Here is a 20,597-nt window from a genome sequence, read left to right as displayed (position 1 = left end):
ACTCGAACCTCAGACCGACGCTTTTGCGGTTTCTTTCTCGGTTCGGACGACCCTTCCACTTTCCCCATCGAATACGTGAACGTCGTCCTCTGCAAACGTGACCCGAATCGTGTCGCCGGGTGCCGGTTCCACGTCGGAGTCGACCCGCGCGATGAAGTCCTCGGATGCGTCGAGGTAGAGGTAGTTGTCGCTCCCGATGGGTTCGACGACCTCCACGGTGGTCGCGAGGACGTTTGTATCCCCCTCGCTCGCCGGGAAGATGTCCTCCGGGCGGATGCCGATGGTGAACGCCTCCGCGGTGGCGTCGATTCGGTCGGCGAACGCGGTGGAGAGGCGACACGAGAACGCGCCGTCGTCGTCGGTGAGAACGACGTCCTCGCCCTCACGGGTCGCGCGAACGTCGATGAAGTTCATGCTCGGCGATCCGATGAAGCCGCCGACGAAGCGGTTCGTCGGTCGGTCGTAGACGGCGGTCGGCGCGCCCATCTGTTGGAGTTCGCCGTCGCGTAGGATGACGATTCGGTCGCCCATCGTCATCGCCTCCTCTTGGTCGTGCGTGACGTACACCGACGTGATTCCGAGTTCCTGCTGAATCCGCTGGATTTCGGTGCGCATCGTGGTTCGCAACTTGGCGTCGAGGTTCGACAGCGGTTCGTCGAAGAGGAAGATGTCCGGTTCGCGGACGATGGCGCGGCCGAGCGCGACGCGCTGTTTCTGCCCGCCGGATAACTCGTCCGGCTTGTCCGAGAGCAGGTTCTCGATTCCCATCATCTCGGCGGCCTCGTACACCCGTTCGTGACGCACCTGCTTCGAGAGGTCGGTACTCATCCGGAGGCCGAAACCCATGTTCTCCTCGACGGTCTTGTGGGGGTAGAGCGCGTAGTTCTGGAATACCATCGCCACGTCCCGGTTCTTGGCGTGAACGTTCGTCACGTCCTCGTCGCCGATGTAGATGCGGCCGTCGGTGGCGCTTTCCAGACCGGCTATCATGCGGAGGGTCGTCGTCTTCCCGCACCCTGACGGGCCGACGAGGGTGACGAACTCTCCGTCCTCGATGTTGAGGTCGAGGCTGTCGACCGCGACGATCTTCCCGCGGTCGAACTCCTTTCTGAGGGACTCCAGTCGAAGCTTTGCCATTACTCGTGTTGTGTCGTACCACGGTAAAGTTCTTTCCCATCGGGCCAAATCTGTGACGGGATATTTCGTACTACTTTCTCAACCGGTGAATTCTCCCTTCTCATCCGTTTTCTCGAATATGTCGATGGGAAAACGACACGAAAATCCCTAAGGATTAAATACGTGAAGTCATATTTCATAACGGATAGCAAATGTCGTACTCACGGCGGAAATTCCTACGGACGGGCGGTGCACTGGCCGGAATCACCCTTGCAGGTTGTATCAGCGTCAGCGACGACGGGAAGGACGCGGGCGGCGAGAAGACGTCCGACGACGGCGGTGGCGGCGACGGAAACGACGGCGACAACGGCGGTAACGAGCAGACGGACGGTGGGACCGCACAGCTATGGCACGCTCGCTCCGAGGGGCCGAAAAAGAGCCTCGAAGCGAACGTGAAGGCGTTTCAGGACGAGACGGGCAACTCGATACAACTCTCGGAAATCTCGGACCTCCAGAAGACCATCGAGAACAAACTCCCCGCCGGAAAGGGGCCACACCTCTTCCAGTGGGCCCACGACTGGATCGGCGAGTATCAGATGGCGGGTCTCCTTTCCGACCAGAGCGACACCCTCTCCGTCGACCCCGAATCGACGTACACCAGCGCGGCGGCACAGGCGGTCCAGTTCGACGGCGAAACGCTCGGCCTGCCCTACGCCGCGGAAACGGTCGCGCTCCTGTACAACAAAGATTTGGTCGACGAGCCACCCGAAACGGTGAGCGAGATGCAGTCGATCATGGAGGAACACCACGACCCATCCAACGGGAAGTACGGTCTCTCCTTCCCCATCGATCCCTACTTCATCAGCGGCTACGTCCAGTCGTTCGGCGGATTCTACTACGACGAGAAAAAGGACGAACTCGGCCTCACGAAACCGGAGACGCTCAAAGGTTTCCGCTTCGTGCGCGACGAACTGGCGAAATACTCGCCGCGGGACCAGAAGTACGACCCGCAGGCCGCGGTGTTCAACGAGGGCAACGCGCCGTTCGCCATCAACGGCCCGTGGTACCTCGGAACCGTTCGAGACGCCGGACTCGACGTCGGGGTCGCACCGCTGCCGAAGCCGAAGGGCGGCGAGCCGAAACCGTACACTGGCGTCAAGATGTGGTACTTCGCCAAGAAGATGAACGAAGGCGGAAAGAACGCGAAAGCCGGGCGGAAGTTCACGGAGTGGCACACCACGAACACCGACCTCCTCCTCGAACTCGCAAAGGAACACGGTTTCATTCCGGTTCACAAGGACCTCGCGGGAAGCGACGACCTCCCGGCGGCGGTGAAAGGCTTCTCCGAATCCGTCGCCATGGGCGAACCCATGCCGACCGCCCCGCACATGAACAAGGTGTGGGACCCGGTGAAAAACGCCTTCCTCAAGGTGCTCAAGGGCAAGCAGGACGCCAAGCCCGCGTTCGAATCGGCGGAGAAGACGATCAAGCAGAACTGGGAATAAGGTCGAAATGAGTATACGATCGACGTTCACACGCGGCGCGCAAGCGCTGGAAAACCCCGTGTTCGACCGGGACGACCTGCCCCTGTTGCTGATACTGCCAGGGCTGTTCCTGTTCTCGGCGTTCATGTTCTACCCCATCCTCTACTCGGTGTACCTATCGATGACGGACGCGACGAACCTGACGCTGTTCACGGACAGTTTCTCGTTCGTCGGCTTCGCGAACTACGAGAACGTGCTGTTCGGCGCGCCGCATTTCGAACTGGTCCTCTTCGGGACCAGCACCACCCTCCCGCTCAACGAGGGCTTTTGGAACTCGATGGGGGTCTCGTGGCTGTTCGTCGTCACGAGCGTGTCGCTCAAAATCGTGCTGAGCATCGGCATCGCGCTCGTGTTGACCAACCCCTACGTCATCGGTCGGCGCTACATGCGCTCGGTCATCATCGTCCCGATGGGACTTCCCACCATCTTCACCATCACCGTCTGGCGCGGCATCTTCAGCAACGCCCGGTACGGATTGGCGAACCAGGTGTTGAAGGGTCTGCACATCCAGCCGATTCTGTGGCTCGACCAGCGGTGGACCGCGTTTCTGGCCTACAACGTCACTGAGGCGTGGTTGGCCTACCCGTTCATGGTCATCATCATCGTGAGCGCGTTACAGGACGTTCCCGAGCAGCTTCACGACGCGGCGATGGTTGACGGTGCGGGTTTCCTGAACCGATTCCTGCACGTTACGCTCCCGTCCATCAAACGGCCCGTCCTCTTCGCGTCGATACTGACGGCGGCGGCGTCGTTCCAACAGTTCCTCATCCCGTACGTGATGAACAAGGGAGGGCCGCTTCGACAGAACGAACTCCTCATCGTGTACGGCTACCGCGAGGCGTTCCGCTTCGACAAGTACGGCAAGGGAGCGGCCATCATGACCGCGACGCTCATCGTCATCAGTGGCTTCATGGTCCTGAACGTCAAACGCGGCCGTCTCGCGGAGGGGGTGAACGAATGAGCGGCGGTATCCTCGGCGGATTCGCGGACGACGCTCGGCACGCGCTCGGTGCGCCCGGACGCGCCGCCGAATCGGTCAGGTACACCGTCGTCGGCCTCCGAACCGGCGAGGTGTCGGCGCGCACCGTGGCGGCGAAACTCGTCGCCACCGCGCTCGCGTTGGTGATGCTCGGGGCGCTGTTGTTCCCTATCTACTGGATTTTCCTCGCCTCCCTCTCCGGGACCGGCGGGTCGCTCTACAGTACGAGCGGCATCCGACTCCTCCCGAAGCAACCCTCGTTCGACGCGTATCTGTGGGTTCTCGGCGGCATGGAGGTTCCGAGCTACGACATCGCCGTCCACCTGTTCGGGAAACAAATCGCGCTGCACACGCCCGGCATCTCGACCACGGTGGATTGCGCCCGGTTTGGCGGCTGTTCAGACTTTCCGCTGTTCCTCTGGAACAGTTTCACCGTCGCGGTGCCGACCGTTATCCTCACGATGGCAATAGTGATTCCGGCGGCGTACGCGCTCTCGCGCCGGAAGTTCCTCTTCCGATCGAAGGTGCTCTATCTGTACGTCCTGTTCACCCAGGTCGGCGGCGGACTCGGCGTCGCGGCGCTCATCGCGCTGTACGCCACGTTCGTTCAGTTCGGACTCGACAACAGCAAACTCGCGCTCGCGGCCTACTACGCCGCGACGGCCGTCCCGTTCAACACGTGGCTGTTGAAGACCTACATGGACAACATCCCGACGTCCTACGAGGAGGCGGCGATGATGGACGGCGCGCCCTCGTGGCGCATCGTCTGGGAAATCATCATCCCGCTGTCGAAGGCGGGGCTGGCGACGGTCTTCGTCTTCAGTTTCCTCGCCGGATGGACGGAGTTCATCGTCGCACAGCTGCTGCTCGATACGAGCAAATACACGCTTCCCGTCGGCCTGTACAGCCTCGTCGGGAAGTATTCGACGCCGTGGGCGCGCTTTTCGGCCTTCGCCCTGACCTTCGCGACGCCCATCGTCCTCGTGTATCTGTTCGCCCAGCGCTACATCGAGAGCGGGCTTTCGTTCGGCGGTATGGAAGGCTGACGGGCGAGCGGCCGCGAACGGTTTGAAAGGGCTCGTCCCCTTCGAACACCTCCTCTTACTCGATTTCCGCGCCTTCGGTGTTCGCGTCGCCTTCGTCGCGGAGTTCCTTCCATTGCACGAGGAAGAACGAAAACACGGCCCACACGCCGAAAAAGAACATCGACGTGCCGAGCGCTTTCGCTCCCGTCACTCCGACCGCAATGGTCCCGAGAAACGAGGCACAGACGAACAACGATAAGACGATGAGGTCCAGTCGGATTCGGAGGGCGTCATCCATGAATTCAGGGATTTTCGACTGGGAATCAACCTGTCGGTTCGCCAGTTCGTCGCGGTTCCGCTCCGTTCTTCCTATTCCCGAACTCCGCTACCGCCCGGACCGGCGCGCCGTCGGCGTTTTCCACCGACAGCGGGAACGCCGAAAGCCGGAACCGTCGAGGAAGGCCGTCGAGGTTCGTCAGGTTCTCCACGATGAGGTGGTCGGTGCCGAGCAGTTCGTGGTGGGCGGGCACACCGTCGGGTTCGTCATCGCGTGCGTTCTCGCTCGGCGTGGGGTCCACGTTGAGGGCGTCGATGGCGACGTGATAGTCGCGGTCGGCGCACCACGCCGCCGCGTCGGCCGTGAGATACGGGTGGTCGAAGTAGGCGTCGGTCCCCCAGTGGGCGTCCCATCCGGTGTGGAAGACGAGCAGATCGCCGTCCGTGGCGTCCGGTAAGTCGCCTCCGTCGATCGGTTCGCGCGGCGATTTTCCGCGCACGTCGACGCGGAGTGCGTCGAAGGCGAACGTCTCGACGGGAAACGAATCGAGGGTCCGGCCGTCGGGTTCGGTGTGGCAGGGTGCATCGACGTGGGTCCCGCTGTGGGTTCCGAGTTCGAGTCGGGTGACGCGATAGCCGTCCTCCTCGTGTGTCGCGTGCGGAACCCGCTTTACCTGTGGGTCGCCGGGGTACACCGCGGTCGTTGTTGTCAACGGTTGAGTACAATCGCGGAACATCCTCGTTCGATCCACAGGTCGCCGGAATAAAATCCCGGCGCTCGGGAGTCCCTCTTAAAACCTTGTATAGCTACCACCTACCGTTCGATTTTGGGTCGATCGATTCGATAGAAATATACTCTCCGAATCGCTACTTATGACAACGCGTGCATGAGTGATTCTAATCTGACAAAAATTTCGACCGGAACATCGGGCCTCGACGAGATTTTACGTGGGGGATTCATCGCGGAACGGAGCTATCTCCTCCGCGGTGACCCAGGAACGGGGAAGACGATTCTCGGGATGAAGTATCTCACCGCCGGCATCGAGTCGGACGAGACGGTGCTGTTCGTGAATTTGGAGGAGTCGAAGGACGAGGTCCGAGCGAACGCTTCGACCCTCGATATCGACCTCTCGGGCGTACATTTTCTCGACTTGAGTCCGGACTCGGACGTGTTCGTCGACGACCAGTCCTACGACATCTTCACGCCGAGCGAAGTCGAACAGGAACCGCTCACGCAGGCGATCACCGACCGGGTCGAATCCATCGATCCCGACCGGGTGTTCATCGACCCGCTCACGAAACTTCGCCACCTGACCTCGGGCGAGTACCAGTTCCGAAAGCAGGTCATCGCGTTCATGCACTACCTGAAAGAACAGGGGGCGACGGTCCTCTTCACGTCCCAGCACAGCGACGAGTCGTCGGACGACGACCTGCAGTACATGACCGACGGGACGATAGAACTCGAACACTCCTCGTACGGTCGGACCATCAACGTGCCGAAGTTCCGTGGGTCCTCGGTCAACGAGGGTGACCACGCTTTGCGTATTCAGGACGGTGGCATCGTGGTGTTCCCCGAACTCACGCCCGCTGAACACTCGGAACCGTTCGAACTGAAGTCCATCTCCTCGGGCGTCCCGGAGGTGGATCAACTCCTCAACGGCGGTTTCGAGCGCGGAACCATCACCATCCTGAGCGGCCCCACAGGCGTCGGCAAAACCACCGTCGGAACGCAGTTCATGAAGGAGGCCGCGGGCCGCGGTGAACGCTCGGTCATGTACATGTTCGAGGAAACCCTCGAAACGTTCCGCGAGCGAAGCCAGAATATCAACATCCCGGTCGAACAGATGGAAGCACAGGGAGCGCTCTCCATCGAGGAGATGAAGCCCCTCGACTGCTCCGCGACCGAGTTCGCCCACCGCGTTCGAATGGACGTCGAGGACAACGACGCCAGCATCGTCATGATAGACGGTATCGACGGCTACAAGCTATCGCTCCGCGACACCGATGACCGCGTGTTGGTCCGCAAACTCCACACGCTCTGTCGCTACCTGAAGAACATGGGTATCACCGTCATTCTGGTGGACGAGATCGACACCGTAACCGGCGAGTTCCAAGCCACCGAAGCGGGTATCAGCTATCTGGCGGACAACATCGTTTTCCTTCGGCATCTCGAAATTGCCGGCGAGATGCGCAAGGCCATCGGCGTGTTGAAAAAACGGACGAGCGACTTCGAACGAATGCTCCGCGAATTCGAGATAACCGAACACGGTCTCAAAGTCGGCGAACCCCTGACCGAACTCAACGGTGTACTCTCGGGGTCTCCCGAATTGGCCCAGGGACGGTCGGAGCCGAATAATGGGTGAGGCGGCGCTCATCCTCGCGCTGGGAAAGCGGGAACGAAACCTCGAACTCCTCGCGGACCTGCTCAAAAACGGCGGTTACGATGTAGAGATAGCGACCAGTATGGACGAGTTCGACGAACTCCTCCAGCAGCGTGACGACGTTGCGCTCGCCGTCCTCGACGTCGACGGCTTTACTGAAGACATCTGGAAGCGCTGTGAGCAACTCAACGACCGCGACATCCCGATGCTCGTCCTCGCCGCACAGATTCCGCCCGCGATGCGACAGAAGGCGGTCAGTCGGGGCGCACAGACCATCCTCGAAAAGCCGGTGGACAAGGCCGACTTACAGGCGACGATACGCGGACTGATGGAATACATCCGCATGAACCGCTGATCCGTACCGTCCCAATTTTGGCGATAGCACGTCTCCGATACCTTGCCAGTTTCGACATGAGTGCACGCGAACCTCTCGGTATCACCGGATTGCAGAACGGTGTGGAGGAAGAATGGAGGAGAGATGACGAACGTTCGCGTCCCACCGGAGGCCATGCGGGCAGCAGGGGCGGCTGAGGGCCGAAGCGTGGTCGTCGGAAAAACGACCGTGGGGGGTGGCCATCGGGAACCGACGGCCATGGGGCGGTTGGGGAGGGCCGAAGCGTGGCCGTTAGGGGAACGACCATCGGGGTGGTGGGGCGCTACTTCGTCATCGTTTAGTCATACACGGAATGGGTAATTCAGTTCTACTATAGTACTATCGATAGTATTGCAACTCTTCATACTATCAATACTCATCATGCAATTTCTACTCTCATTCCTGAATCTACGTAGAATACTATCCCCTCCCGTCGGTCGATTTCAGCCCTTACAGTTTGTGCCGGAACGCGTGAAGTACGTCGTGTCCCGTCTCGGTCAGCGTCACCTGCTTCTGTCGTCCGACTTTTTGTACCTCGATATAGCCGTCCCGTTCGAGCGGGTCCACGATGTTTGCGTTCAGCAGGGCGAACTTCGCCTTGTCGTTCGCCGGATTGCTGTCGGCGATGTACGACAGGCCCTCGTCCTCGGAGTAGTCGATGAGGTCCTTTTTCTTCGGCGTGTACACGTCCGTGTTCGCCTCTTCGAGATAGTTCATCACCGACACTTGGTCGTGGGTCGGCGATTCGATGGGATACGTCGGAACCACCTCCTCTCCGACGTACCCGTAGCTCTGGCGTTCGTCCCTGTCCGCGTGTGCATATCCCTCGGGATGGACGTAGTACGCCGTCGCATCGGTCGCCATGCAGGCGATCGCCGCACCGACCGCGGAGAGTTTCGACCCGCTCGCGACGTTCACTCGAACGATGTCGTCTTCGTGTTCGGAGACGAGCGTCGTGACGATCCCCAACACGTCGTAGATGTCCATCAGATCGACCGTCCGCGACCGGACTTCGATACCCTCCGCTTCGAGTTCCTCTTTCAGCGCCTCGTGATAGTCGGGTCGCTCCGACGCCGGTCCATCGTGTTCGAGGAGATAGAGGATATCGACCCCGTGTTGCTTGACGGGACCCAAAATCCGGTCGTACTCGAACCCGAGCGGAGCGATGTGTACCTCGTCGATGGATTGCATAGCGAACCCGTTCGCGTGCGACCCGTTAAAACCGCTAGATCTTCACCGTGATCCACCATCGGGGGAGAACGGCCTTTCGAACCCCCATTTCGACTTCGAACGTTACAGTCGTACCCAGATGGTCGTCTTCCCGAACGCGGGGACGTGCCACCGCTGTTCGGGTGGCTGGCCGGGTTCCTGCCGGAGTTCGATACGGGCATCGAACAGCGGCGAAAGCGTATCGACGAGCGGATCGTCGTCCGGTTTCGGGAGGTGATAGTGGGCCATTCCGCGGTGTTCGACGACGATCTCGGCCGTTTCGTCGAGAAACCGCTCGATAGACTCGGGATCCTCCTCGGCACCCAAATCAACTCCGACTCTGAGTTCGGAGGGTCCGAGTTCGCCGAACCTGTCGTCGTAGAACTCCGCCGCGGTGGCGATTTCGCGCCGAACCGAATCCAGATCGCCGGGATCGTCCACTGACACGGTATCCGACGCGCTCGCCGGGATCGAGCGCTCTTCGCCGGCCCGGTTGACCACCCATAAATGGTCCTCGTCGATCGAGAGCGACTCCGGAATCCGATTGGTCGCATCGAGGAGTGCGAGAACTCGATACCGCCGACTGCCCTGCCCGAACAGCGTCTGCGTTGCCCGTACCGTAACGTCATCGGGGACGTTTCCCGTGACGAGCAGGTTGCTTCCCCGTTTTTTGAGTTCGTGCAGATAACGCGCGAACTCGTGCGAGGAGTCGGCGAATCGAGCCCGGCCGGGATCCATGTTATATCAAACTAACGCTGGTTTCGAAATAAATGTTTCGTCATTCAGAGTCGGTTGCGAGGAGTACCGTGAACGATACGACCGCTACCAACAGGAGGACGAGCGCGAGGTAGGCACGCCACGAACTCGTCGGAAGCGACACCGGGCCGACGAACGAAAGCGTCCCGACCGCGAGACCGACGCCGAGACCTGCGACGAGAATTCCACCGGTCGCGTGGGCGATCTCCCCTCGACGCGTTTTCGCGGATCGGCCGATTTGCAGTCCGACCTCCGCGGCGTGGTCGCCGACGTCGCGGACGACGAGGGCGGCACCGACCGCACAGAAGACGACGACCGGCGGCGCACTCAATCCCGCGGCGACGAGCGCCCCGAGGAAGAGGGCCGCACCGCCGAACGCGAACCCGCTCGCCGAATCGAGGGCGACCCACGGACGGACGGCCAAGACGGCCACGACTTGCACCAACACGAGGAGCAACAGCACGCCGGTCACGCCGCCCGTGATGACCGTCGCCGGACCGAGTTGTTCCACCAGTCCCCACGGTTCCGCACTCGCAAACCTCGCCCCGACGGTCGGGAAGAGTGCCGATGTTACCGCGACGACGGCGGCCAACGCGACGGCGGCGATTCCCCCCGTCGCGAACGCGAGCGTCTGCGGCGGTTCGTCGCCCATCCACGCGATGATGACGTGTTGTGCGCCGCGCGCGGCGAGAACGACCAGTTCGAACAGGATGACTGCTCCAACCGCGGTTTGAAGCACGCCGGAACCGATCACCAGTCGGATCACGTCGCCCAACACCGACAGCACTGTGAGCAGTCCGTCGAACCAGCGCGGCCCCCAGTCGGAGAACACCACGATGATCTGCATCGCGAGAAACACCCAATACGCCGTCGGCACCGTTTCGAGTCGGAACCCGAACGGTTCGAGGATCCGATGGCGGAGGTTCGCCGTCGACGGGAGCCAGTCGTCTAGTATCGGAACGACCCAATGGAGGAGTTCGACGGCCACCAAACAGCCGATTTGCAGGCTGATGAGCATGGCGAGCGTACTCGATGTGACGGTTTCGACGAGTATCGCGCTCCCCACTCCGCCGAGCGTTCTGAACACCGTCGCGTGGATGCACATCGCGAGAAGCGTCCCGACGGCCAACACCGCGAGCGACCGACGGAGCATGAGGTAGACCGGATAGCTGACTCCCGAAGAGAGGGCGACGGTCGCGTTGAGGGCGACTGCCGTCACGCCGAGTCCGAGCAGGAGTGAGAACAACGGCGGTGTCCCCCGACCGAGGCTGATGGTGAGCGCAATCACCCCGGCGATGATGCCGAGGCTCGCCGCCGCCCGTCGCTCGTTCGCCGCCGACTGCATTCCCATCGCGCCGAGCGCGATACAGACCGCGCCGACGACGCCCGCTGCGACGCTGGCGAGGTTGCCGGTTCCCCAACCGAGGAGGAGCGCCGCACAGGCCGCGATAACGGCGGCCAGTGCGCCGCCGAAGCGCGTCGAACTGTGGTTCACTTCGCCGTTCATGCGGACCACCTCGCGCTCTTTTCGACCGCCGTCGCGAGCGGTTCGTCCGGCGACCAGTCGATGGTTCGGACGCTGCCCCGTCGAATCTCGTTCAGCCGTTTCGTCCGTGCGATGTCCGACACCGCGCCGCCGGGCGTCTCCGTCCCCGTCAGGTCCGGCGCGACGACCGTCACCGCGTGGCCGTAGGCGTCGAAGCACTTCGCTACGTCCACGGCGATATCGTCGGTGAGCGGTGTGAGGAATATCACCTGCGTGTCCGAGGAGAGCCGCTTTCGAAGGCGTTTGAACCGCCGCTCCATCGTTCGCTCCTTCTGCCTCGAACCGAACAGTCCGCTGACGCCCGACAGTTCGTCCGGCGTCTCGACTTCCTCCAACGCTCCGCGAACGCGGGCGACCTGCTCCCGTCCGCCGTCGGGCGGGAGATACAACTCCTGTGGGCCGTACAGGGCCAGACCGACGCGGTCGTTCTGCCGGACGAGCGCGTTGGCGATTCGCTCCGCGGCGTACACCGAGAGGTCGATGGCGTCGGGTTCGCCCGACCGGCGAGCGATGCAGGCGGCGGGGCGGGCGTCCACGAGAAGTATCACGGTCGCCGCGCGACTCTCCCGGAAGTTCACCGTCGTCAGTTTCCGCGTCCGGGCGAACCGCTTCCAGTCGATTCGGCTCATTGGGTCCGATGGCCGATACTCGCGCGTCGAATGGAACTCGATGCCTTCGCCGCTTGCGTCCGTCTCGATGTGTCCCGGCGTCGGGGTCGTCAACTTCGACAACGGCACGTCCTCGACGAACGTGTCGCAGGTCATCGTCGCGGGAAGGGTCCGTTCCTCGCGGACTTCCTTCGTCCCGCTCGTGGATTTGGCGACGAGCGTCGTCGGCGTGAACTCGTGCGTTCCGCGCTGGCTTCGAACCGTATAGGAGAACGAGACGGTTTCACCGGGTCCGAGACTCGTCCCGTGGCGCGGCGACCCATCGACCACGGCCAATCGCTCCGGCACGCCGTCGACGATGCGAAGGTCCGCAATCGCGTCCTCGCCGCGATTTTCCACCGTGAGGGTAACCGTGACGTCCTCGCTCGGTCGCGGCGACCGTTCTTCCACATCGCGATCGAGTTCGACGTTCATGTCCGGCGTCCCTGACGTGAACTGGTAGGCCGCGTAGACGAACCCGACGACGGCGGAGAGGAACATCACGGTGTTCCCGGTGACGACGCCCGCCGCACCGGCGAGGAGGGCGACCGTCATTCCGGCGTTCAATTCGGGACCCTTGCTCATCGAGACTCACCCCCGTTTCGGGATTGCAGTTCGGATACCGCCCGTTCGGCGCGGCGGTCGAACGTCTCCCCCTGCGCCCAATCGACGATACGCGTCCGAAGCGGGATGTTCGCGCTCGACGCGCCGAAGAACGCCGTCGCCCGCGGGTCGTCGCTCCACGACCCGTTTTCGATTCGCGCTCTGGCTTCGTTCCTCGTGTAGCCCTCCGAACGGAGCGTCTCTATCGCGGCGCGTCTGACGTGGCGACGCGTCGTCGCCCGCCGACTGCGGCGCTCCCTGGGTTTCAGCCCGAGGTTTCCGGATAGGCCGAGTCCTTCGTCCACCTCCGACCCGCTCGTCCGATGCTCGTAGTAGTGTGCCCGCTCCGGTTCGAGTTTTGGTCGCCAGACTTCCTCACGCTCGCCCGTCACGTCGCCGCCGAGCGACCAGATAGCCAACAGTCCGCCAACTCCGGCGAGGACGAAAATCGTCGTCGGAGCGGCTATCCACCCGACCAGCGGTTTGACCGTCGCTTCCGGCACGGCCCACGGTGTGAACACCGTGGCGAACGAGAGTACCAGCGAACAGATACCGAGACCGAGGAGGAGTCGTTCACGGGTCCGACCGTCCCTGAACACCGCTCCGACACGCCCGGTGGCTCGTCCGATGGTGCGTCCGACGAAGCGCATCATTCGTCTCCCTCCCTGAATCGCTCGATTTTGTCCAGCGCCGCGCGGGCGAGTTTCGTCCGCTTCGCCGTCGGCGGGAAACTCCCGTACCGAACTTCACGGAAGGCGTCGGTCAACTGTCGCACCGCGTCGGCGGGATAGCCGCGTTCCGTCGCTTCCCGTGCGTACTCGGCGGGCGTCCTCGTCCGCCGACGCCTGACCGACAGGTGTTCGGTCATGGATTCCCACGCCTCTTCGATGCTCGGCGGTCCGCGCTCCTCGGGTTCCGCCGTGGCGGTTCCCTCGTTCGTCGCGGCTCGATTCCCGGAGTTCCCCTTCGAACGCCCCGACAGGGTCGGCCGGGAGAGCGCGCTTGGGATCGAAAACAGGCCGCTTCCGACGCTCCCGATGGCGAGGAGCGTCCCGCTGAAACCCCGTCCGATGACGGCCACCGTCCGTCCGAGCGCCGACCCGAGTCCGACGGTACTCGCGGAGAGGCCGCGTCCGACCTCGGCGAGGAGGTCGAGTGCGTCGTCTGCGAGCCGCGGAATCGACGCCGAAAACCCCACGACGAGTCCCATCGTGCGGGCGGGGATCTTCCCGACGAGTTCGCCGACGGGTACCCCGCGAACGGTGAGGGGTATCGTGCCGGTGCCGTCGAGCGCGACGTTTCCCGTTCGAAAGCCGATGCCGAGGACGACGAGTCCGCCGAGAACCACGAGTCCACCCAGTTTCACCAGCGTTCGCAGGAGCGGCGTACCGCCGGACGAGTCGGGCGACGCATCCGCGACGGTCGTGGTCGTCGTGGTGGCCGTCCCGGAATTGGCCGACGCGTCGCTCGACTCGCTGTCAGTCGTCTGTACCGTCGTCGATTGCACCGGTCCTACATCTGACGGGTTCCCGCTACCGGCGGCCGAGTTGCTACCGGAGTCGGGTACCCCCGGATTCACGGCGCGATCGCCGCCCCCCGGCCCGGCGGGATACGACCCGAATCCGGTGGCGGGAAACAGCGACGCGCCGAAAACGACCGCGAGGACACAGAGGGCGATGAGGGCGGCGCGGAGGCGATTGCGTTCCACTGGTGTTGGGGTTCTTCCCCATCCGGCAAATATCTTCTCCTCACTGAACACATCCTTGAACCAACATTCATGTGGTGTGGGCTCGACAGGTTACGTACGACATGTCACGAGATCCCGCTCTGACTCGGCGAATCGTCGCCACCCTCGCGTGCGTGCTGATTGCAGACTTCCTGCTCGTGGGCTGTGTCGCGTTCCTCCTCCGTCCGTGGCTCGCTCCAATCGCGACCGCCCTCCCGTCCGGTTTGGGATGGCTGGCACTGGTCGTCCCCGCAACCGCGGTCGTCGCGTGGGCACAACTGCGATACACCCGCCGTGAGGCCCTCTCGGAGGTGGATGCGACCGTCGTCACCGACGAGGAGTATCCGGATTTGCTCGCCCGCGTCCGACGGCTCGCCGCCGGAGCGGACGTCGCCGTCCCGACCGTCGCCGTCACCGAGAGGGACGTTCCGAACGCCTTCACCGTCGGAACCCCCCGACGTGCGACAGTCGTCGTTTCGACCGGCCTTCTCGCCGCGCTCTCCGCGGACGAACTCGACGCCGTACTCGCCCACGAACTCGCCCACGTCAAAAACCGCGACGCGACGGTGCTGACCTTGGCGACCTTCCTCCCAGCGGTGGCGGGCGATTACTCCCTGCTCGAAGACCTCGGGTTGGGCCGCTCGGCCCGCCGAACCGCGTGGCTCGTCGCAATCGCCCTCCTCTACGTTCCGAGCGCGGCGGTCATCGATGCGCCGCTGTTCGGCCTCCGATACACCGTCACGTACGTCCTCCTCGTTGCCTTCGTCCTGCTGTTCGGCGGGGTCGCGCTGGGATTGCTGGTGATGCCCGTCGTCTCGCTCGCGGGGCGGCTTTCACACGACCGGGAGTTCATCGCCGACCGCGCGGGGGCGACGCTTTCGGGCAGTCCGGCGTCGATGGCGTCCGCGCTCAGGACGCTCGGCACGGATGGATCATCCGCGCCCGACCGTGACGCACGCGCCGTCGACGGCGTCAAACAGCTCTGTTTCCTTCCCGGCGGATTCGGAGAGGAGGGCGGCGCGTTCGATTCGCTCCCGATTTCAGTGCGAACCCATCCGGAAATCGAGGATCGCCTCGACGGCCTTCGCTCGCTCGCGGCCGAATCCAACCACTGAACGGTCTCGGTGTCCCCTTTCTGCCGAAAAAACGAGCGGTCGATACCGAATTTCGTGCGTTTTACTCGGTGATTCGATTCGCGTGCCGAATCGAGCTACCGCGTTTCGTTCAGCGACTCGATTCGTTGCCGGACCGACGTGAAGACGCCTCGCCACTTCAGTTCGAACAGCCCCCACGTCACGAGCGAGAGGACGCCGATGAGGACGGCGAACAGTTCGGGAACGCCGATCCAGACCGGCGTGATGTACATCAGGCCGTTGAGGTACTTGCCGGGGATGGCGTCCTTCACGCCGATCCAGAACTTGTTGACGACGCCGTTGGACCTCGATTCGAGACCGGCCTTTTTAGCGCTCGGCCCGCCGGCGCTCTCGTCGCCGGTTCCGAGCCGTTCGGCTTCGTACGGGAACGCTATCTGCACGTCCCACACGATTTTACCCTTCTCGTTCACCTCGAAAACCCGATTGCCGTTCGAGTCGGTGATGAGTGTGTGGCCGTTCGGGAGGCGGTCCGCGTCGCGGGGCCATTGCGTCTTCGAATCCTGCCACGTCCATGTCCGCTCCCACGTGCCGTTCTCGCGCTGGTATTCGACCACGCGGTTGTTCTCGGAGTCAGCGACGAGTTCGGCCGGACCGCCCTCGTCCTCCTCGATGAAGTCGGGGTTGTGCTGCTCGTAGAGGATGTCGTAGTTGTCCTCTTCACCGAGCGTCCAGTTCTTCACCAGGCCCTGCCCGCGCTTCAGGAACAGCACTCGGTCGTTGTTGCGGGCGCTGACGGCGATCCTACCGTCGTCGAGGACTTCAACGTTGTTGATGTGCGTCCAGTCGTCCGGGTACGGCCCGCCGGTGTCGCTGGTCGAAAACGCGTCGCTCGCGTTCCACGTCCACTCGACCTGTCCGTCCCTCGTATCCACGATGAACACCCGGTCGAGGAAGATGTCCGCCACGACGAAGTGCGTTTTATTCAGACGGTCCACGTCGTGATAGCGCGTCGCTTCCTTTCCCGGCGTGGCCTCCGACCAGACGTCGGTAACTTCACCCGTGGTCAGGTTGACGCGCTCGATTCCGTTTCGCGTACACGCGTCCACCTCGCCGTGAACTTTCATGTACTCGTTCCACGTCTTTTCGTCGACGTTTCGACGCGAGAGATTCCAGTCGGTCGGACACTCCGCCTTCTTCAGGTGGTCCGCGTACGAGTATTCGACCGTGGCCGCCGTCCCCTTCACGGGGTCCACGTCCCAGTAGCGTGTATGGGAGTCGTTGTAGTACAGAATCGACCCGTTCGGGTTGAACGCGACGAGTTCCGCCCGTGCGCGGGGACCGCTTGCTTCCCGGCCGAGCCACGAGTTGGAGTCCGTTGCGATGACGGTGATGTTCTGACGGGGGGGAACCATTTGACCCGTTTCGGCCCTAATCTCGGACTGTGATTTGCCGCGGAAATCCGCGGAACTGCCGGGGGTGGAGGCGTACGAGTTCACGACCGCGACCCCGGATAGTATCACCAGTCCGGCGAAGAAGAGCCGACACATCCGCTTTGATACCATTACCCCCCACTATTAGTTCCGAAAATATACCGGTTTTGACCGAACGCGTGATATAACTATCATTTTTTGCGAAAAGATGAACTGTCGGTGACAGTAATGTGACAACTAGTAATACGCTTTCTCGGATGAATCCACTCCGTGGTCGTCTACCGTTCCGCAACCGAAAGAGGAAGAAAGGGTGCGTCCGTATTCTGCACGGATGAGTAATTCAGGTACCCAGCTTCGGACGTTCGGCGTCGGATTCCTCCTTTCGTTCGGAGCATTTGGTGTCGGACAGGTCGTCGTCGCACTGGCCGCGTTCGCCTTCGCGGCCGTCGGTATCGACGTTCTGAACCGACCCGCGCTTCTCATTGCGATCAGTACCGTCATGCTCCAGGGCGTGACCTTCGGCGGTATCGCGCTCGGCTACTTGACGTATCGAAATCTCGGGCTCGATTTCATCCACGCCCACGTCCCCTCGCTTCGGGATATCGGTATGGCCCTCGTCGGATTCGTCGTCCTCTTCGGAGCCCTCCAGATAATCTCACAACTTATTCAGCGCCTCGGCCTCCAATCGGCACAGAACACCGTCGTCGATATGGCGAGCGGAAACCCCGACATCTATCTGTTGTTGATTCCGCTCTCGTTCCTCCTCATCGGTCCCGGCGAGGAGTTGCTGTATCGGGGACTCATTCAGGGACTCCTGCGCAAAACGTTTCGCCCGGCACGAGCCATCGTTCTGGCGAGCGCGCTCTTCGCCGTCGTCCACGTCTTCTCGCTCTCGGGGGCCGGAAAACTCGTCTCCATCGGAACCGTGTTCACGCTGTCGCTCATCCTCGGAATCCTGTACGAGTACACCGACAACCTCGTGGTTCCCATCCTCGTCCACGGCGCGTACGATGCGGTACTGTTCAGCCTCCAATACCTCATGGCGACGGGCCAAATCCCGTCGTAATCACGATAACAATCTGAATCACTCATTTTAATAATCTCTACGTAACGAACCGGCGATTCGTAGCAGTTGGATTAATAAGTCGATGGGGACTACGTTCGAGTATGAACGACGCGGGTTCGGATCCATCCTCCCCCGACTCCGGTTCGTGTGGTTGTAGTGACGACCACGGCAACCACGTCCGCGAGAGCCACGACGGCGGCCAGCGCAGTGGGTCGGAAAACGGAGACATCGTCGCCGACGGCGCTGGAAACCGCGATGTCGTCCGATTGTCCGTTCCCGATATGGACTGTCCCTCCTGTGCCGGGAAGGTCGAAACCAGCGTCCGAAAACTGGACGGCATCGACGCCATCGACCCGCAGGTCACGACCGGAACCCTCACCGTGGAGTTCGATGCGACGGAAACGGACGCCGCGGCCGTCGAAAATCGGGTCGAAAAGGCTGGCTATGCGGTCGAAGACGACTCCTCGGAGGTGACACTCTCCGTCCCGGACATGGACTGTGCGTCCTGTGCCGGAAAAATCGAGAACGCCCTCGACGGCGTTTCCGGCCTTCGAACGTACGATACGCGACCGACGACAGGGAAGGTCGTCGTCACCACCGATCCGTCCGCGTCCGTGAGCGACGTGACGGCGGCCATCGAAACCGCCGGTTACGACGTCGTCGGGACGAGCGCGGACGAAACCGACGGCGGGTCGCTCGATTCGGAGAGCGTCTGGCGGAGTTCGCGCGCGCTCAAAACGTGGACCAGCGGCGTCTTCGTCGCGCTCGGTCTGCTCTTCGAGTTCCTGCTCGTCGGGCAAAACGCCACCGTCGTCGGCGCTGGCGGCCTCCTCTCGGCCGGGACCATCGAAATCACGATTGCGGACGTGGCGTTCCTGCTGGCCGTCCTCGTCGGCGGGCAGGCCATCGTCACGAACGGCTACTACTCGCTTCGTAACCGGAACCTCGACATCGACCTGCTGATGAGCGTCGCCATCCTCGGCGCGCTCGCGGTCAGCGTCGGTTTCGGACGGTCGCTCTACTTGGAAGCCGCGACGCTCGCGTTCCTGTTCAGCGTCGCGGAACTCCTCGAACGCTACTCGATGGACAAGGCGAGAAACTCCCTCCAAGAACTGATGGACCTCTCGCCGGACGAGGCGACGGTCAAACGCGACGGCGAGGAGGAGACGGTTCCCGTCGATGCCGTGACCGTCGGCGACGTGGTCGTGGTCCGTCCCGGCGAGAAAATCCCGATGGACGGGACGGTCGCAGACGGCGAGAGCGCGGTCAATCAGGCGCCGATCACGGGCGAGAGCGTCCCGGTGGATAAGGCGGCGGGCGACGAGGTCTTCGCGGGAACCATCAACGAGGGCGGCTACCTCGAAGTGGAAGTCACCTCGGACGCCTCCGACAACACCCTCTCGCGCATCATCGACATGGTCGAGGAGGCACAGGGGAACAAGACCGAGCGCGAGCAGTTCGTGGAACGGTTCGCGGCCTACTACACGCCCGTCGTTCTCGCCTTCGCCGTGCTCGTCGCCGTCGTTCCGCCGCTGTTCTTCGCGGAACCGTGGGTAACGTGGTTCGTCTACGGGTTGACGCTCGTCGTCCTCTCGTGTCCCTGCGCGTTCGTCATCAGCACGCCGGTCACCGTCGTCTCGGGCATCACCAGCGCGGCGAAGAACGGCGTCCTCATCAAGGGCGGCAACCACCTCGAAGCGATGGGCGAGGTCGAGGCCGTCGCCTTCGACAAGACGGGAACGCTGACGAAGGGCGAACTGACCGTCACCGACGTGATTCCGCTCAACGGCAACACCGAGGAGGACGTCCTCCGCTGTGCACACGGCCTCGAATCGAGGAGCGAACACCCCATCGGCGAGGCCATCGTCGCCGAAGCGGACGGCGTGAACGTCACCAAACACGAAATCGACGACTTCGAGAGCCTCACGGGCAAGGGCGTCCGCGCGGACCTCAGCGGCACGACCCACTACGCGGGCAAACCCGGCCTGTTCGAGAGCCTCGGGTTCGACCTGAACCACGTTCACGCGACGGACGGAGGCGTCGCCGCCGCGGCGACGACCCGCGACCTCTGCGAGCGAAACGACTGCCTCGACCTGCTCGAAGACGCGGTTCCCTCGCTCCAGAGCGAGGGGAAGACGGTCGTTCTGGTCGGAACCGAGGACGAACTCGAAGGCGCGATCGCCGTCGCGGACGAGGTGCGCGACGACGCGAAAGCCGCCGTCCAACGCCTCCGTGACCTCGGTATCGACCGCCTCGTGATGCTCACGGGCGACAACGAGCGGACGGCGAAGGCCATCGCCGAACGGGTCGGCGTGGACGAGTATCGCGCCGGACTCCTTCCGGAGGAGAAGGTCGAAGCCATCGAAGAACTCGATTCGAACGTCGATGGTACTGCGATGGTCGGCGACGGCATCAACGACGCCCCGGCGCTCGCCACCGCGACGGTCGGCGTCGCCATGGGTGCCGCCGGCACTGACACCGCGCTCGAAACCGCCGACATCGCGCTGATGGCCGACGACCTCTCGAAACTGCCGTATGTCTACGATCTCGCACACGACGCGAACGGCGTCATCCGCCAGAACGTCTGGACGAGCCTCGCCGCGAAAGCCGCGCTCGCCGTCGCGGTGCCGTTCGGCCTCGTCCCAATCTGGGCCGCCGTCCTCGTCGGCGACGCGGGCATGACGACGGCGGTCACGGGCAACGCGATGCGGTTGTCGCGGATTCGGCCCGAAAACCTTCGAGAATAGCCACTTCCGATTCGCTTCTCCGCCCAGTCACCGTTCTCGGTCGTTTTCGACGGCCGTACCAGCGGCGCTATTTCCGTCC

General features: G+C 62.8%; 19 protein-coding genes. 9 read left to right on the top strand and 10 right to left on the bottom strand.

Annotated features, from left to right (window positions below):
- Positions 1-9: 9 nt before the first annotated feature.
- A complete protein-coding gene (locus ACGYLY_RS13405) occupies positions 10-1,137 on the bottom strand; it encodes an ABC transporter ATP-binding protein (protein ID WP_395281118.1) in 1,128 nt (375 codons plus the stop codon).
- A gap of 191 nt (positions 1,138-1,328) precedes the next feature.
- Between ACGYLY_RS13405 and ACGYLY_RS13400 the strand changes: the two genes are divergently transcribed.
- The 3 genes from ACGYLY_RS13400 to ACGYLY_RS13390 are packed head-to-tail and all read left to right on the top strand — an operon-like array spanning position 1,329 to position 4,685.
- Complete coding sequence (locus tag ACGYLY_RS13400) at positions 1,329-2,621, top strand: extracellular solute-binding protein (RefSeq protein ID WP_395281119.1); 1,293 nt, start codon at positions 1,329-1,331, stop codon at positions 2,619-2,621.
- Between the two features lie 7 nt (positions 2,622-2,628).
- Positions 2,629-3,621 carry a carbohydrate ABC transporter permease gene (locus ACGYLY_RS13395; protein WP_395281120.1) on the top strand — a complete coding sequence of 331 codons (993 nt, stop codon included), beginning with the start codon at positions 2,629-2,631 and terminating at the stop codon, positions 3,619-3,621.
- Positions 3,618-4,685 (top strand): sugar ABC transporter permease, encoded by a 1,068-nt coding sequence (locus tag ACGYLY_RS13390; protein ID WP_395281121.1) that lies wholly within the window; start codon positions 3,618-3,620, stop codon positions 4,683-4,685. The genes ACGYLY_RS13395 and ACGYLY_RS13390 overlap by 4 nt, the downstream gene beginning before the upstream one ends.
- Positions 4,686-4,740: 55 nt before the next feature.
- Here ACGYLY_RS13390 and ACGYLY_RS13385 read toward each other — a convergent pair whose 3' ends face one another.
- On the bottom strand, positions 4,741-4,962 hold the full coding sequence (locus ACGYLY_RS13385; protein WP_395281122.1) for a hypothetical protein: 222 nt from the start codon (positions 4,960-4,962) through the stop codon (positions 4,741-4,743).
- Between the two features lie 25 nt (positions 4,963-4,987).
- Positions 4,988-5,677 carry a cyclase family protein gene (locus tag ACGYLY_RS13380; protein WP_395281123.1) on the bottom strand — a complete coding sequence of 230 codons (690 nt, stop codon included), beginning with the start codon at positions 5,675-5,677 and terminating at the stop codon, positions 4,988-4,990.
- A 150-nt stretch (positions 5,678-5,827) separates the two neighbouring features.
- On the opposite strand from ACGYLY_RS13380, the gene ACGYLY_RS13375 reads away from it, so the two are divergent.
- The 3 genes from ACGYLY_RS13375 to ACGYLY_RS13365 all read left to right on the top strand — a co-directional run bounded on the left by ACGYLY_RS13375 (position 5,828) and on the right by ACGYLY_RS13365 (position 8,015).
- On the top strand, positions 5,828-7,303 hold the full coding sequence (locus tag ACGYLY_RS13375; protein ID WP_395281124.1) for an ATPase domain-containing protein: 1,476 nt from the start codon (positions 5,828-5,830) through the stop codon (positions 7,301-7,303).
- Complete coding sequence (locus ACGYLY_RS13370) at positions 7,296-7,676, top strand: two-component system response regulator (protein ID WP_395281125.1); 381 nt, start codon at positions 7,296-7,298, stop codon at positions 7,674-7,676. The genes ACGYLY_RS13375 and ACGYLY_RS13370 overlap by 8 nt, the downstream gene beginning before the upstream one ends.
- A gap of 123 nt (positions 7,677-7,799) precedes the next feature.
- Positions 7,800-8,015, top strand: coding sequence for a hypothetical protein (locus ACGYLY_RS13365; RefSeq protein WP_395281126.1), 216 nt, complete (start codon positions 7,800-7,802; stop codon positions 8,013-8,015).
- 129 nt (positions 8,016-8,144) lie between these two features.
- On the opposite strand, the gene ACGYLY_RS13360 is transcribed toward ACGYLY_RS13365, so the two are convergent.
- The 6 genes from ACGYLY_RS13360 to ACGYLY_RS13335 all read right to left on the bottom strand — a co-directional run bounded on the left by ACGYLY_RS13360 (position 8,145) and on the right by ACGYLY_RS13335 (position 14,163).
- Positions 8,145-8,885, bottom strand: coding sequence for a DUF6293 family protein (locus tag ACGYLY_RS13360; protein ID WP_395281128.1), 741 nt, complete (start codon positions 8,883-8,885; stop codon positions 8,145-8,147).
- 102 nt (positions 8,886-8,987) lie between these two features.
- Complete coding sequence (locus ACGYLY_RS13355; protein ID WP_395281129.1) at positions 8,988-9,641, bottom strand: hypothetical protein; 654 nt, start codon at positions 9,639-9,641, stop codon at positions 8,988-8,990.
- Positions 9,642-9,681: 40 nt separating this feature from the next.
- Entirely contained in the window at positions 9,682-11,166 is a 1,485-nt protein-coding gene (locus ACGYLY_RS13350; RefSeq protein ID WP_395281130.1) for a hypothetical protein, read from the bottom strand.
- On the bottom strand, positions 11,163-12,437 hold the full coding sequence (locus ACGYLY_RS13345; RefSeq protein WP_395281131.1) for a DUF58 domain-containing protein: 1,275 nt from the start codon (positions 12,435-12,437) through the stop codon (positions 11,163-11,165). Before ACGYLY_RS13345 ends, ACGYLY_RS13350 begins: the two co-directional genes overlap by 4 nt.
- On the bottom strand, positions 12,434-13,108 hold the full coding sequence (locus ACGYLY_RS13340) for a hypothetical protein (RefSeq protein ID WP_395281132.1): 675 nt from the start codon (positions 13,106-13,108) through the stop codon (positions 12,434-12,436). Before ACGYLY_RS13340 ends, ACGYLY_RS13345 begins: the two co-directional genes overlap by 4 nt.
- Positions 13,105-14,163: a DUF4129 domain-containing protein gene (locus ACGYLY_RS13335; protein WP_395281133.1), complete on the bottom strand. Its 1,059-nt coding sequence runs from the start codon at positions 14,161-14,163 to the stop codon at positions 13,105-13,107. The genes ACGYLY_RS13340 and ACGYLY_RS13335 overlap by 4 nt, the downstream gene beginning before the upstream one ends.
- Before the next feature lie 101 nt (positions 14,164-14,264).
- Between ACGYLY_RS13335 and ACGYLY_RS13330 the strand changes: the two genes are divergently transcribed.
- On the top strand, positions 14,265-15,296 hold the full coding sequence (locus ACGYLY_RS13330) for a M48 family metalloprotease (protein WP_395281134.1): 1,032 nt from the start codon (positions 14,265-14,267) through the stop codon (positions 15,294-15,296).
- A 95-nt stretch (positions 15,297-15,391) separates the two neighbouring features.
- On the opposite strand, the gene ACGYLY_RS13325 is transcribed toward ACGYLY_RS13330, so the two are convergent.
- Positions 15,392-16,837: an arylsulfotransferase family protein gene (locus tag ACGYLY_RS13325; protein WP_395281135.1), complete on the bottom strand. Its 1,446-nt coding sequence runs from the start codon at positions 16,835-16,837 to the stop codon at positions 15,392-15,394.
- Positions 16,838-17,036: 199 nt separating this feature from the next.
- Here ACGYLY_RS13325 and ACGYLY_RS13320 point away from each other — a divergent pair, with 199 nt between their 5' ends.
- Both ACGYLY_RS13320 and ACGYLY_RS13315 read left to right on the top strand, forming a co-directional pair.
- Complete coding sequence (locus ACGYLY_RS13320) at positions 17,037-17,771, top strand: lysostaphin resistance A-like protein (RefSeq protein WP_395281136.1); 735 nt, start codon at positions 17,037-17,039, stop codon at positions 17,769-17,771.
- A 101-nt stretch (positions 17,772-17,872) separates the two neighbouring features.
- Complete coding sequence (locus tag ACGYLY_RS13315; RefSeq protein ID WP_395281137.1) at positions 17,873-20,518, top strand: heavy metal translocating P-type ATPase; 2,646 nt, start codon at positions 17,873-17,875, stop codon at positions 20,516-20,518.
- Positions 20,519-20,597: the final 79 nt, after the last annotated feature.

The organism is Haladaptatus sp. CMAA 1909 (genome assembly GCF_043952005.1).
In the GTDB taxonomy this organism is placed as follows: Archaea; Halobacteriota; Halobacteria; order Halobacteriales; family Haladaptataceae; genus Haladaptatus.
Note: the sequence above shows the minus strand (reverse complement) of the source record. Positions and strands in the feature narration are given on the sequence as shown.

Coding starts and splice junctions, on each gene's coding strand:
- ACGYLY_RS13405 (WP_395281118.1), bottom strand. CDS start 1,137: ATGGCAAAGCTTCGACTGGAGTCCCTCAGAAAGGAGTTCGACCGCGGG.
- ACGYLY_RS13400 (WP_395281119.1), top strand. CDS start 1,329: ATGTCGTACTCACGGCGGAAATTCCTACGGACGGGCGGTGCACTGGCC.
- ACGYLY_RS13395 (WP_395281120.1), top strand. CDS start 2,629: ATGAGTATACGATCGACGTTCACACGCGGCGCGCAAGCGCTGGAAAAC.
- ACGYLY_RS13390 (WP_395281121.1), top strand. CDS start 3,618: ATGAGCGGCGGTATCCTCGGCGGATTCGCGGACGACGCTCGGCACGCG.
- ACGYLY_RS13385 (WP_395281122.1), bottom strand. CDS start 4,962: ATGGATGACGCCCTCCGAATCCGACTGGACCTCATCGTCTTATCGTTG.
- ACGYLY_RS13380 (WP_395281123.1), bottom strand. CDS start 5,677: ATGTTCCGCGATTGTACTCAACCGTTGACAACAACGACCGCGGTGTAC.
- ACGYLY_RS13375 (WP_395281124.1), top strand. CDS start 5,828: ATGAGTGATTCTAATCTGACAAAAATTTCGACCGGAACATCGGGCCTC.
- ACGYLY_RS13370 (WP_395281125.1), top strand. CDS start 7,296: ATGGGTGAGGCGGCGCTCATCCTCGCGCTGGGAAAGCGGGAACGAAAC.
- ACGYLY_RS13365 (WP_395281126.1), top strand. CDS start 7,800: ATGACGAACGTTCGCGTCCCACCGGAGGCCATGCGGGCAGCAGGGGCG.
- ACGYLY_RS13360 (WP_395281128.1), bottom strand. CDS start 8,885: ATGCAATCCATCGACGAGGTACACATCGCTCCGCTCGGGTTCGAGTAC.
- ACGYLY_RS13355 (WP_395281129.1), bottom strand. CDS start 9,641: ATGGATCCCGGCCGGGCTCGATTCGCCGACTCCTCGCACGAGTTCGCG.
- ACGYLY_RS13350 (WP_395281130.1), bottom strand. CDS start 11,166: ATGAACGGCGAAGTGAACCACAGTTCGACGCGCTTCGGCGGCGCACTG.
- ACGYLY_RS13345 (WP_395281131.1), bottom strand. CDS start 12,437: ATGAGCAAGGGTCCCGAATTGAACGCCGGAATGACGGTCGCCCTCCTC.
- ACGYLY_RS13340 (WP_395281132.1), bottom strand. CDS start 13,108: ATGATGCGCTTCGTCGGACGCACCATCGGACGAGCCACCGGGCGTGTC.
- ACGYLY_RS13330 (WP_395281134.1), top strand. CDS start 14,265: ATGTCACGAGATCCCGCTCTGACTCGGCGAATCGTCGCCACCCTCGCG.
- ACGYLY_RS13325 (WP_395281135.1), bottom strand. CDS start 16,837: ATGGTATCAAAGCGGATGTGTCGGCTCTTCTTCGCCGGACTGGTGATA.
- ACGYLY_RS13320 (WP_395281136.1), top strand. CDS start 17,037: ATGAGTAATTCAGGTACCCAGCTTCGGACGTTCGGCGTCGGATTCCTC.
- ACGYLY_RS13315 (WP_395281137.1), top strand. CDS start 17,873: ATGAACGACGCGGGTTCGGATCCATCCTCCCCCGACTCCGGTTCGTGT.